General features: G+C 68.8%; 12 protein-coding genes and 1 tRNA gene. 3 read left to right on the plus strand and 10 right to left on the minus strand.

From position 1 onward, the window contains the following. From ABD378_RS31675 to ABD378_RS31685, 3 genes are all read right to left on the minus strand, one after another. The coding region (locus ABD378_RS31675; RefSeq protein ID WP_344526471.1) for a tetratricopeptide repeat protein at nt 1-282 on the minus strand (282 nt) is incomplete at its 3' end. Nucleotides 283-501: 219 nt separating this feature from the next. Continuing rightward, nucleotides 502-575, minus strand: a tRNA-Met gene (locus ABD378_RS31680). A gap of 50 nt (nt 576-625) precedes the next feature. Beyond that, entirely contained in the window at nt 626-3,550 is a 2,925-nt protein-coding gene (locus ABD378_RS31685; protein ID WP_344526493.1) for a UPF0182 family membrane protein, read from the minus strand. Between the two features lie 146 nt (nt 3,551-3,696). On the opposite strand from ABD378_RS31685, the gene ABD378_RS31690 reads away from it, so the two are divergent. Beyond that, nucleotides 3,697-4,239, plus strand: coding sequence for a PPA1309 family protein (locus ABD378_RS31690; RefSeq protein WP_344526473.1), 543 nt, complete (start codon nt 3,697-3,699; stop codon nt 4,237-4,239). A gap of 76 nt (nt 4,240-4,315) precedes the next feature. Here ABD378_RS31690 and ABD378_RS31695 read toward each other — a convergent pair whose 3' ends face one another. From ABD378_RS31695 to ABD378_RS31710, 4 genes are all read right to left on the minus strand, one after another. Then, a complete protein-coding gene (locus ABD378_RS31695) occupies nt 4,316-5,404 on the minus strand; it encodes a YlbL family protein (protein ID WP_344526475.1) in 1,089 nt (362 codons plus the stop codon). 69 nt (nt 5,405-5,473) lie between these two features. Continuing rightward, on the minus strand, nt 5,474-5,644 hold the full coding sequence (locus ABD378_RS31700) for a hypothetical protein (RefSeq protein WP_344526477.1): 171 nt from the start codon (nt 5,642-5,644) through the stop codon (nt 5,474-5,476). A 330-nt stretch (nt 5,645-5,974) separates the two neighbouring features. Next, on the minus strand, nt 5,975-6,439 hold the full coding sequence (locus tag ABD378_RS31705; protein WP_344526479.1) for a molybdenum cofactor biosynthesis protein MoaE: 465 nt from the start codon (nt 6,437-6,439) through the stop codon (nt 5,975-5,977). 129 nt (nt 6,440-6,568) lie between these two features. Continuing rightward, nucleotides 6,569-7,681, minus strand: coding sequence for an SDR family oxidoreductase (locus ABD378_RS31710; RefSeq protein WP_344526481.1), 1,113 nt, complete (start codon nt 7,679-7,681; stop codon nt 6,569-6,571). A gap of 191 nt (nt 7,682-7,872) precedes the next feature. Between ABD378_RS31710 and ABD378_RS31715 the strand changes: the two genes are divergently transcribed. After that, a complete protein-coding gene (locus ABD378_RS31715) occupies nt 7,873-9,345 on the plus strand; it encodes a zinc-dependent metalloprotease (RefSeq protein WP_344526483.1) in 1,473 nt (490 codons plus the stop codon). Continuing rightward, on the plus strand, nt 9,342-9,857 hold the full coding sequence (locus ABD378_RS31720; RefSeq protein ID WP_344526485.1) for an NUDIX hydrolase: 516 nt from the start codon (nt 9,342-9,344) through the stop codon (nt 9,855-9,857). Before ABD378_RS31715 ends, ABD378_RS31720 begins: the two co-directional genes overlap by 4 nt. A gap of 93 nt (nt 9,858-9,950) precedes the next feature. On the opposite strand, the gene ABD378_RS31725 is transcribed toward ABD378_RS31720, so the two are convergent. The 3 genes from ABD378_RS31725 to ABD378_RS31735 form a co-directional block, all read right to left on the minus strand. Continuing rightward, nucleotides 9,951-10,706 (minus strand): AIM24 family protein, encoded by a 756-nt coding sequence (locus ABD378_RS31725; RefSeq protein WP_344526487.1) that lies wholly within the window; start codon nt 10,704-10,706, stop codon nt 9,951-9,953. Nucleotides 10,707-10,722: 16 nt separating this feature from the next. After that, a complete protein-coding gene (locus ABD378_RS31730; protein WP_344526489.1) occupies nt 10,723-11,403 on the minus strand; it encodes an AIM24 family protein in 681 nt (226 codons plus the stop codon). An 11-nt stretch (nt 11,404-11,414) separates the two neighbouring features. Next, the coding region (locus ABD378_RS31735) for an AIM24 family protein (RefSeq protein WP_344526491.1) at nt 11,415-12,385 on the minus strand (971 nt) is incomplete at its 5' end.

The raw sequence follows: 12,385 nt of genomic DNA on the forward strand, positions 1-12,385 counted from the left end.
CGCCTCGTCGGCGTATCCGCGCTGGTGGAGGAGGACTCCGAGGTTGTTGGCCGCGGCGCGGTCGCCCTCGGCGGTCGCAGCGCGCAGCAGAGATTCGGCCCCGTCGAGATCACCGCGGCGCAGGAGCATGCTGCCGAGGACGCTCATCGCGTCGACGTCTCCGGCCTCGGCGGCCAGCCGATGGCTCATCTCCTCGGCGGCCGCCCCGGGATCCTCCCGGTCGGCCGGCTGCACAAACCGCCCTGTCTCCAACAGAGTTGCCTTGTCCCCCATAACGTCCATCGTCGCACCACCTGCAACCTGGGTACACCTGGTATACCGCAGCCAGTGAGGTCACTTCAGCGTTTTGTCGACATGCCCACAGAGAGATAAGTGAAACACAGATTTCTCAACTCCCCTCGGGCGGAGCACGGTTCGCACAGACCAGCGCACGCCGCCACGGACCCACCCACACACGACGAAGGCCCGGATCCGATAAGGATCCGGGCCTTCATCTTCTAGTAGCGGGGACAGGATTTGAACCTGCGACCTCTGGGTTATGAGCCCAGCGAGCTACCGAGCTGCTCCACCCCGCGCCGTTGTGTTCAAACCGTACCACGGCGCGGAGGGGGTGTTTCGCAGCTGGTCAGCCGCCGTTCTTGTCGCCATTCTTGTCGCTGTTCTTGTCCCCGTTCTTGTCACCCTTCTTGTCCGCCGCGGCCTGGGCGTCCTCGGCTCGCTGCAGGGCCTCCTGGAGGTCGTCCTGCGCCTTGCCGTACGCCTCCCAGTCGCCGTCCTTCAGGGCCGTCTGCCCGTCCTCGAACGCCGTCTGGGCGTCGTCGAGGGCAGCCTGCACCGTCGGATCGCTCGTCTTGGGCGGATCGGTCGGATCGCTGGGCTCGTCCGGATCCTCGGCCGGTGGCTTGGTGGTCCCCTCGGCGCCGAAGACCTGGTTGAGGCCGTCGCTCAGGGAGTCCGCGAATGCGGTCTCCGTGCCGTAGGACACCGCCACCTTCTTCAGAAGCGGATACGCCGATTTACGTCCCTGTACGTACACGGGCTCGACGTAGAGGAACCCGTCGTCCAGTGGCACGGTCAGCAGGTTTCCGTAGAGGACGTCGGAATCGGCGCCCTTCATGTCCCGGACGAAGTTGCCGACCTCCGTCATCGAGTTCAGCTTGTTCTGGACCTGTTCCGGGCCGTCCACGTCGCCCGTGACTCTCAGTAGCTTCATCGTGCCGAAGTTCTTGCTTCTGGCGTCGGCGTCGACCGTCATGAAGGCGCGCAGGTTGGGGCGCCCGCTGGGCGTGAACGTCGTCGTCAGTGAGAACTGCTGCTGCGCCTGACCCGGCGCCTTCATGGACAAGTAGTACGGCGGGACCGCGCTGTTGTCCTTCTTCGTCGGGTCGTTGGGCACCTGCCAGGCGTCACTCGCGTTGTAGAACTGGCCGGCGTCCGTGACGTGGTAGAGGGTCAGGAGCTCGCGCTGCACCTTGAACATGTCCTGGGGGTAGCGCAGGTGGTCCATCAGGGCCTTGGGGATCTCACCCTTGTCCTTGACGGTGTCCGGGAACGCCTTCTTCCAGGTCTTGAGGACCGGGTCCTTCTCGTCCCAGGTGTAGAGCTTGACCTCTCCGGTGTACGCGTCGACGGTCGCCTTCACCGAGTTGCGGATGTAGTTGACCCGGTTCTGCTGGGCCACCACCGCACGCTGGTCGTCGGACTCGGAGAGCGAGTCCGCCGTCGTGTCCCCGAGAGTGGTCCGCGACGCGTACGGATAGCCGTTGCTCGTCGTGTAGGCGTCGACAACCCACTGGATCTTGCCGTCGACCATCGTCGGATACGTGTCGCCGTCGATGGTCAGCCAGGGAGCCACCGACTCGACGCGCTCCTTGGGGGTGCGGTTGTAGAGGATCCGCGACCCCTCGCCGATCGCGCCCGAGTACAGCATCTGCGGTTCGCCGAAGGACACGGCGTACGCGGCGCGGTTTATCGGGTTGGAGAGGTTGACCCCGCTGTCGCCCTTGTAGCTGTAGGTCTTCTGACCCCCGCCGTCCTCTTCGTAGTCGAGCTCCTTCTGGGGCCCGCCCACGATCGAGTACTGGGTGGTCTTCTCGCCGTAGTAGATCCGCTGCTGGTACGGGCCGAGATTGCCGGTGGTGGGCAGGCCGGACTCCGTGAAGTCCGGGGCGCCCTTGGAGCCCTTCTTGGTCTCCGTGCCCTTGGCGGTGACCATTCCATAGCCGTGGGTGTAGGCGAAGTGGTCGTTGATCCAGTTGCGCTTGTCGAGCTTGTCGAGGCTGAGCTCACGCAGACCGACGACGGTGTCCTGGCCGTTGTAGCGGTCCACGTCCAGGGTCTTCGGGAAGCGGTAGTACTCGCGCTCCTGCTCGAGCTGCTGGAACGTCGGCGAGACGATGTTCGGGTCGTTCAGCCGGTAGTTGGCGGCCGAGTCCGCGTCGTCGCGCTTCTTCTTGGGGTCCTCGTCGGCCTTGCCCGCGCCCTTGTAGTCCTCGGGCTTCACGCCGCTGATGCCGTACGCGTCGCGCGTCGCCTTGATGTTCTTCTGGATGTACGGCGCTTCCTTGGCCTGCTCGTTCGGCGAGACCTGGAACTTCTGCACGATGGCCGGGTACAGACCGCCGATGAGGATGGCGGAGAGGACCATCAGGCCGAAGCCGATGACCGGCAGCTGCCACGTACGCCGCCAGAGCGTCCCGAAGAAGAGCAGCGCACAGATGACGGCGATGCAGAACAGGATGGTCTTCGCCGGCAGGTACGCGTTCGCGTCCACGTAGCGAAGGCCCGTCCAGTCGCCCGTCGCCTTGAAGTCACTGGACTTCACCGCGAGGCCGTACCGGTCGAGCCAGTACGCCACGGCCTTGAGCGTGACGAAGACGCCGAGCAGCACCGACAGGTGCCCCGTGGACGCCGCCGTGGCGCGCGCGCCGGGGCTGGTGATCCGCAGTCCGCCGTACAGGTAGTGCGTGAGGGCGGCGGCGATCAGGGAGAGCACCGTGGCCGCGAAGCCGAAGCCGAGCAGGAAGCGGTACCAGGGCAGGTCGAACGCGAAGAACGACACGTCGAGGTGGAACTGCGGGTCCTTCTGACCGAAGGAGACGCCGTTCACCCACAGCAGCCACGTGCGCCACTGGCCCGCTGCCGACGCGCCCGCGATCAGGCCGACGAGCGTGGCGATGCCGAGCAGCAGCCACTTCTTGTACGGCGCGATGCTCATGCGGTACCGGTCGAGGCTCTGCTGCTCCATCGACATGGCGCTCAGCGGCGGGCGCAGCCGGTGCGCCAGCCAGATGTTCAGTCCGACCGCGGCCGCCATCAGGAGGCCGAAGACGAAGAACAGGCCGATCTTGGTCCACAGTGTCGTCGTGAAGACCGACGAATAGTTGACCGAGCGGTACCAGAGCCAGTCCGTCCAGAACCCCGCGAACATGACGAACACCATGGCGAGAACAGCCAGGATGCCCAGTGTCATGAGCAGGGTCCGGACGCGACGGGACGGTCGGCCCACTCTGATCCGTGGCCCCGTCGGGCCTCCGCCGCGGTCCGGCATCTGGAAAGCCAAGGTGCGCACCTCGAAGTTCGATGTTGATTCTGTTGATCCGTCAGGGCCCTGTGATCGTGGACCCACACCTATGCAACTTACCTACGCTTTACTCGGTTCCCGTTTCTCGGGACTAACGAGGCAGGATTGTGACCATGTCCAACACTCCCATGGCAGCGAGCCCCCTCACCCGTGCCGTGCTCGAGATCGATGAGTACGCGTCCGGCCTCGGCTGGGACCAGCCCGCACGCCTCTTCGCGCTCGTCGACACGGCGCGACTGCGCACCCAAGAACCCGGCCTCGCCAACCAGCTCGGCCTCGACAATTCCCCCGAGGTGTCCGGCCTCACCCCCATCGAGCAGGAGGAGATTCCGGCGGGCAAGCCGCTGGACGAGTTCCTCGGCACCATCGCCTGGCCCGACGCCGTGGTGGGCTGCGCCCTCACGGTGGAGCGTCTGATGCTGCCGCCGTCGGCGGAGACGTCCGTCCCCGAAGGGCTCAGCGAGGCGCAGCTCGCGAAGTGGGTGGCCGAGCACCCGGACCGCCAGGAGGTCCGCATGTCGGTCGCGGTGCTCCGTGACGGCGCGCGCGAATCGGCCCTGCGGCTGCGCGAGAAGGACTCGCCGACCGAGGTCCTCACGGGGTCCGACCTGGTTCCGGGGCTCGCGGAGGCGCTGGCGGCCACGTTCGCCGACTGACAGCACGCCGTTGTCGTACGCGGGCGGGGGGTGCCCCCGCCCGCGTACGTACGTCCGTCTCTCTGTGCCGCTACTTCTACTTCTTCACCGTGCACTGCGGCAGGTCAGCGGTGTCGCCCTTGCGGATGTCGTCGAGGGCGTCGACCGCGTCGTCGATGGTGTTCACCTTGACCAGCGTGAGGCCGTCCGGGACGTCCTTGGCGGCCGTGGCGCAGTTGTCCTTGGGCGTCAGGAAGTACTCGGCGCCCTTGGCGCGTGCGCCGACCGTCTTCATCCCGATGCCGCCGATCGGGCCGACCTTGCCGTTGTCGTCGATCGTGCCGGTGCCGGCCACGAAGTTGCCGCCGGTGAGGTCGTCCGGGGTCAGCTTGTCGACGATGCCGAGCGCGAACATCAGTCCGGCGCTGGGGCCGCCGACGTCGGCGAGCTTGATGTCGATGGTGAACGGGTACGTGTGATCGGGGCCCGCCTGGATGCCGACGATCGCGCGGCCGTCCTTCGCCTTCTCCGTCGTGATCTTGACGTCGTCCGTCCGGGTCGGCTCCTTGCCCGCCTTCTCGGCGGCGGCCGCCTCCTTGACGGGGACGACGCTGAAGACGACGTCCTGGCCCGGCTTGTGCTTGGTGACCAGCTTGGCGACGTCCGTCATCTCCTTCACGGGCGTGCCGTCGACCTTCCTGATGACGTCGCCCGCGTGGAGCTTGCCCTCGGCGGGGCTGTTCTTGAAGACGGTGGAGACGACGACCTGGGACTTCACCGGGAGGTCCAGTTCCCTCAACGCCGCGACCTTGGCGCTCTCCTGGGACTGGCTGAACTCCTCGGCGTTCTCCTGGGTCGACTGCTGCTCGGTCTTGCCGTCCGGGTAGAGGGTGTCGTGCGGCACCACGATGTTGTCGTGGGCCAGCCAGCCGTACACGGCCTCCGCGATGTTCATGTTGTAGTCGGCGCTGGTGACCCGGACCGTCGTCATGTTGAGGTGACCGGTCGTCGGGTAGGTCTTGTGACCGGAGATCTGCAGCACCGGCTCGCCGCCGTGGTCGCCGAGGGTGTTCACCGTGGGCCCCGGGGACATCTCCGAGTACGGCACTTTGATGAGCACTCCGGCGCAGAGCAGCGCGATCAGCATCAGGGTGGAGGCGAGCATCGTCGCGGTGCGGCGTGGCATGGAACGACAGTACGGGACCTGTCTGTCAGTGCACCGCTGGGGCCAGTCCGTACGGGGCCCACAGGGGCCTCACGTGCCGGAGTGGGACTTCTCCATCGCCTCGCGGAAGGCCGCGTAGCCGTTGAGCTCGGTGTTGTCCCCGGTCTTGCCCGACCTGCGGTTGCGCGCAGCCCAGCCGCCCCACACCCCCGCACCGACAGCTGCCGCAAACGGAATCAGCAACCAGGCAAGTGATGCCATGTCGACCTCCCGACCCCATGAGCGACCGCAACTGACTGATCAGCAGATTAACCATCCGCTCCGTCAACGCTCACGCCCGGGGTCGGGTTACGCAACCGGAAGCTCTTGGGCCAACTGGCTCCGCGGCGGCGGAAAGAGATCAGGAGCCCTGCCCGAAGAGATCAGCAGGCACCGACCCACTCCTCCTGCCCGACCCAATTCCTGATGGCCGCTCTCGCACTGCTCGGCCCTGGCGGGCCTCCCAGGCTTCGACCGACCGCGTCGGACTCCGTCCGCCGACCGTGTACGCCCCGGCCAGACCGGGCACAGTCCCTCCCGGCTCGCCGACGCTCAGCAGGCGCCGACCCACTCTTCCTGACCGTCGGAGAAACGCTGGTGCTTCCAGATCGGCACCTCGTGCTTGAGGTCGTCGATCAGCTTGCGGCAGGCGGCGAAGGCCTCCGCGCGGTGCGGGCAGGAGACGGCCACGACGACCGCGAGGTCGCCCACCGCCAGGTCACCGACCCGGTGGACGGCGGCCAGGGCACGCACCGGATATTCGGCGACGACCTTCTCGGCCACCCGGCGCATCTCGGCCTCGGCCGTCGGGTGGGTCGAATAGCCGAGCTCGTCGACGTCCACACCGCCGTCGTGATTGCGCACGGTCCCCACGAAGAGCGCCGTGCCGCCCGCGGCGTCGTCGCCGACGGCCCGGAAGACCTCGTCCAGGGAGAGCGGTGCGTCACGGATCGCGAGGAGCCGGATGGGGTCCTGGGCGGCCTGCTCGCCGGGGTGGTCGTTCGTGGTGCGTGCCATGCGGCCATGGTGCCGCACGGCACGGACATCACGGAATAGCGCTTTCGCCCGGCACGCGCGCGTGCCGCGTTGGAGCTCTCTACAGGCCCACAAGCAGCTCAGCCGGTCTAAGGCGGTTCAGCGGGGGTCTCAGATCCGGCGCCGCGCCTTCCTCGCGCGCCGCACCACCGCCGCCGCACCCAGCAGCGCGACCGTCGCACCGGCGGCGCCCGCGGCCGTCGCGTCCTTGCGCCCGAGCCGGCGTCCCGCGACGGTCCGACGCCCCGCGACCTCCTCCAGCAGCTCCGCGAGGACCTCCTCGTTGGTCCACTGCGGCCGCCATCCCGCGTCGTGCAGCCTGCTGACGCTGACGACCCACGGGTACATCGTGTACGCGAGGTCACCGGCCGGGGACGGAGTGAGACCGATGCGGTGCAGCCGGGCCGCCGCTCCGAGCGCCACCGTGGAGGGCAGCTCCATGCGCCGGATCTCGCTGAGTTCCTCGACCTCTTCCTGCTCGAGCCATCCGTCGCAGCCGACGGCCAGCTCCCCGTCGACCTTCTCCAGGACGGCGTACTCGAGGGCGCTGCACAGATCCTCGACGTGGCAGAACTGCCAGGCGGGGCGCGAGCCCGCCACCACGAGCAGCCGGGGCGACTCGAAATAGCGCGTGAGCGCGGTGTCCGTGCCCCCCACCAAGGTCGCGGGCCGCACCACGGTGACGTTCAGACCGGGGTGGGCACGGGGTGCGCGCCGGGCGAGCCGCTCGACCTCCAGGAGGTCGCCGACGCCGGTCGCCTCCGCTGTGGCGCGCAATTCGGAGTCTTCGGAGAGGGGCAGTTCGTTGTCGGCCAGCGCTCCGTAGACCATCGCCGACGTGCAGAGCACGACGCGGTGGACGCCGGCCGCCGCGGCGGCCGTGAGTACGGTCTGCGTGCCGCGCACGTTGTACGCCGTACGGGCCGCCGCGTCGGTCTCCAGGTCGAGATCGAGCGCGAGGTGGACCACGACGTCCGCGCCCCGCAGCTTCTCGGCGATGGCCGGGTCCCTGACGTCCAGGATGTGCCACTGGGCCTGGGCGCACTCGCCCCGCCGCTCGTCGATGGCAACGACCTGCTTGATCTCCTCGGACGCGGCCAGGCGCTCGGTCAGCAGCGCGCCCACGCCGGAGGCGGCGCCGGTGACGGCGACCACGGGCCCTCGGACGGGGGCCGGGGTAGAAAGGTTTCGCGCTGCGCGAACCTGTGGATCTGGGGAACTCACCAGGCGTCTCCAGCGGTTGTCTTCAGTAGGTACGCGAATGACGCGTACCTACCAGGTGGCATCCATCCTGCCGCAGGCCATGAGTCGGCGAAGCACTGAGGCCCGATCCCGTCACGGTGTCTACGCTGGGTGGTGTTGTAAGGCAGCCGCCGCCGGAACAGTACCGGCGGCCTGACGAGCCGAGGAATCCCGTGAGCGACACCCCATTCGGATTCGGCCTTCCGCCGGAGGAGCCGGAAGACGGCGACGAGGGCAAGAAGAAGGAATCCCCCGGACAGGGACAGAGCGGGGAACAGGGTGCAGGTGGCCCTGGGAACCCATTCGGCTTCGGAGGCCTGCCCGGCGCCGGCGGTCCGGGCGGTGACAATCCGTTCGCCGCGATGTTCGGTTCGATGAATCCGAACGACCTGGGCGCCGCGTTCCAGCAGCTCGGCCAGATGCTCTCGTACGAGGGCGGCCCGGTGAACTGGGACATGGCCAAGGACATCGCCCGTCAGACCGTCTCCCAGGGGACGCCCGACGGCACCAAGGACGCGAGCGTCGGTCCCACGGAGCGCGGCGCGGTCGAGGAGGCCATCCGCCTCGCCGACCTGTGGCTCGACGACGCGACGTCGCTGCCGTCCGGCTCCGGCGTGGCCGTGGCCTGGAGCCGCGCCGAGTGGGTCGAGGCGACCCTCCCGGTGTGGAAGGAGCTTGTCGACCCGGTCGCCGAGCGCGTCGGCCTCGCCATGGGCGACGTGCTGCCCGAGGAGATGCAGGCCATGGCAGGCCCGCTGATCGGGATGATGCGCTCCATGGGCGGCGCCATGTTCGGCCAGCAGATCGGCCAGGCCGTGGGCGTGCTCGCGGGCGAGGTCGTCGGCTCCACCGACATCGGCCTGCCGCTCGGCCCGGCCGGCAAGGCCGCCCTGCTTCCGGTGAACGTCGAGGCGTTCGGCAAGGACCTGGGCATCGCCCAGGAGGAGGTCCGGCTCTACCTGGCGCTGCGCGAGGCCGCCCACCAGCGGCTCTTCGCGCACGTGCCGTGGCTGCGCTCGCATCTGTTCGGCGCGGTCGAGGGCTACGCCCGCGGGATCAAGGTCGACACGGCCAAGCTGGAGGACGTGGTCGGCCAGCTCGACCCGCAGAATCCCGAGCAGCTGCAGGAAGCGCTCCAGCAGGGCATGTTCCAGCCCGAGGACACTCCCGCGCAGAAGGCCGCCCTGGCCCGTCTGGAGACGGCTCTCGCGCTCGTCGAGGGCTGGGTGGACGCGGTCGTGCACGCGGCTGCCAAGCCCCGCCTGTCGTCCGCCGACGCCCTCCGCGAGACGCTGCGCCGCCGCCGCGCGACGGGCGGTCCCGCCGAGCAGACCTTCGCCACGCTGATCGGCCTTGAGCTGCGCCCGCGCAGGCTGCGGGACGCCTCGCGCCTGTGGGCCTCGCTCACGGACGCGCGTGGTGTGGACGGACGCGACGGCCTGTGGGCGCACCCGGACATGCTGCCGACGGCCTCGGACCTGGACGACCCGGATGGCTTCGTGCACCACGAGCAGCTGGACTTCTCCGAGCTGGACAAGATGCTCGGCGAGGCGGCGGACGGTTCGGCCAAGCCGGACCTCAAGAAGCACACCGAGGACACCGAGAACGAAGACAAGGACGACGACAAGGGCGAAAGCGACAAGTGAGCCTTCAGGATGACGCGGTCCTCGTGCTGAAGGGCTACGAGGACCAGGAGGAACTCCGCGAGGCGTATCTGGACCACCTCTCCGGCCACGCGGACGGCATGTGGAAGTCCTGCGCCGACGGGCACATCACGGCGAGCGCCATGGTCGTCGACCCCGAGCGCGGCCGGGTGCTCCTGACGCTGCACAAGAAGCTGCGCATGTGGCTGCAGATGGGCGGCCACTGCGAGCCTCAGGACCCGACCCTCGCGGCGGCGGCTCTGCGGGAGGGCACGGAGGAGTCCGGCATCACCGGGCTCACGCTGCTGCCCGGAGGCCCGGTGCGCCTCGACCGGCACAAGACCCCGTGCGCCTGGCATCTCGACGTGCAGTACGCCGCTCTCGCCCCTTCGGGAGCGATCGAGGCGATCAGCGACGAGTCACTGGACCTGCGCTGGTTCGCGTACGACGAGGTGGCGGGGGTGGCCGACGACTCAGTCGTACGCCTGATGGAGGCAACGAGGGCCCGGCTGTAGAACGCGCCCCGAAAGGGGGGAACTGCGCGACCAGCCATAGCCGGCCCGCAGTTCCCCACGCTCCTGTTACTGCTCCCGCCCCCCGTGGAGGGGCTAGCTCCAGACGTTGCCCTGGTTCTGCCCCCGAGCGCCCTGCTGTCCGACGCCGAATTGGGCGCGCGCGCCCTGCCCGACGACCGCGTTCTGCGGCGGCAGCATCTCGCTGGGCTGGACGAGGGCGTAGCCCTGGCCCATGAAGCTGAGCTCCCAGCCCTCACCGGTGTTGCCACGGCGCCGCCACACGCCCGAGGAGTGCGTCTGCGCCTGCATCTGCACCCGCAGGCCGTTGGACCAGGCGACGATCGCGTCGGCGTCGGCGTTCACGTACTGGTCCGGCGTGACCTGCAGCATCAGCGGCTGGCCCGAGGTCATCAGGGCGACCTTGCCGCGGCCCGTGATGTTGAGCTGGTACTTGCCGGAACCTGAGATGCCGTACTGGCTGTCCACGGCGATGACCTGATGGGTCAGCGACGAGTCGAGCGCGAGGACATAGCTGCTGTCCACGGTCAGACCGTCCTGGTCCACATCCACTACGTGGATGTACTGGGCGAGGTTGGCGAGATAGACCGTGCCCTGGCCGTGGCAGCGCATCAGGTCGAGGCCCTCGCCGGTGCGCGCGCGGGCCCGCTGGTTGCCCTGGCTCTGGTACTCGGCGTCGAACTCCATCAGCCCCTGGTAGGCGACCATGGCGCCCTTGCGGGCCAGGATGTCGTCGTGGCCCGCGAGGGCGACCCGCAGCAGCTGCGGGTTCTGGACGGTGTAGCGCTCCTGAGTCTGCTGCTCGGTGTGCGCGAAAAGTGGGCTCTGCATGGTGTGTTGCTCCCCCTCAGCCCCGAGCTCGGAGACGGTCGGTGCTGTCCTCGCTGGGCTGTACGACGACGATGCCCTCTCCGGAGAAGCCCATCTGGTAGGCCTCACCGCTGCCGCGCCCGATGAGCGAACCGGCCTTGAAGCTGCGCTTGCCCTTCACCTTGAGGTTCGGGGACCAGGCGATCAGGGCGTCCGGATCGACGTATGTCTCGTCCTCGCCGCGGCCGCAGTCGACGACGATCGGGGTGCCGCGGGAGGTCAGCGCCACCCAGCCCTGGCCGGAGATCTTGATGTTCCACAGGCCCTGCCCGGCGAACTTGGCCAGGCCCTTGACCCGCTCGACGCCCCACTGGAGGCTCGCGTCGAAGGCCAGGAGGTTCGTGCCGTTCACCGAGAGCGAGTCGCCCGCCAGGTTGATGACAACGACGTCCGCTCCGTAGTCGGCGAGGTAGAGCAGGCCGTCTCCGGAGCACTTCATCAGAGGTGCGCCCTCGCCGGTCATCCACTCCTTGGCGATCTGGCGGACCGCGGGCGGATTGGGCTCGTACGTGACGAACCCTTCGTAGGCGACCATCGAACCCACGCGCGCGAGGAGGTCGTTACCGGTCTGCATGGCCACCTTGAGCATGTGGTTGCCATGGTTCTCCATACGGGCGGCGACAGGCGCCGGGGCAAAGCCCGAGAGTTGCTGATTCATGACGGGCTCCCTCAGACCTCGTACGGCTGGACGATGATGAAGTTGCCGGGCGCACCCCGGAACTGGAGGTTCACGCTCTCCCCCGAGGAGCCCGCGTACGCGTTGCTGCGCGCCCGCACCTGGCTGGAGACGATCGCCTGGGACGCCGCCGACCAGGCGACCACTGACTGGCAGTCGGCGAATGTCGTCGGCGTGACGGGCAGCACGACGGGCACGCCGTGCGTCTTGACGATGACCGTGCCGGCGCCCTGGAACTGCATCACGAACAGCGCGCCACCGGGGATGCCGTGGCCCTCGATCCTGCGCACCTCGTGCTGGAGCGACTCGTCGAACGCGAGGACGTTCTCCGCGGAGACACAGATCGCGTCCCCCTGGAGCTCGATGGGGTGCAGGTGGGTGGCTTCCTCGGCGAGGAAGACCTGGCCGCGGCCGGAGCAGCGCATCAGCTGCATCTCCTGGCCGGTCGCGTTGCCCACGACACGGCCGGCGAAGCCCGCGCCCTTGTAGCTGAACTCGACCTTGCCCTGGTAGAGCACCATGCTGCCCTGCCGCGCGAGCACGGCCTGCTCACTGACGCCGAGGTCGACGCGGACCATCTTCTCGTTCTGCTGCGTCCAGCGCTGCCCGGTGGGGGCCTCGCGGTACGCCGCGAGAGCCGCGGCCACACCGCCGCCCTGCGGAGAACCCTGGGGTACGCCGGCTCCGTACGGGGACGGGGCGGCGGGCTGACCGGGGAACTGGCCGGGAGGCTGCTGACCGGGAGGCTGCTGACCGTAGCCGGGAGGCATCGGGGCGCTCGGCTGCTGGCCGTAACCGGGCGGCGGGGGCGCGGACTGGCCGGGTACCTGGCCGAACTGCGGCTGCTGCGGCGGCTGCTGGCCGGGCTGTCCGGGCTGCCCCGGCTGGCCGTACGGTGCGGGGGCCGGCGGGGGCGGCATCGTGCCGCCCTGCGGCTGGTTCATCGGCGCCACGATGGTCTGCG

The sequence above is a fragment of the Streptomyces rectiviolaceus genome (assembly GCF_039533825.1).
GTDB classification, from domain to species: domain Bacteria; phylum Actinomycetota; class Actinomycetes; order Streptomycetales; family Streptomycetaceae; genus Streptomyces; species Streptomyces rectiviolaceus.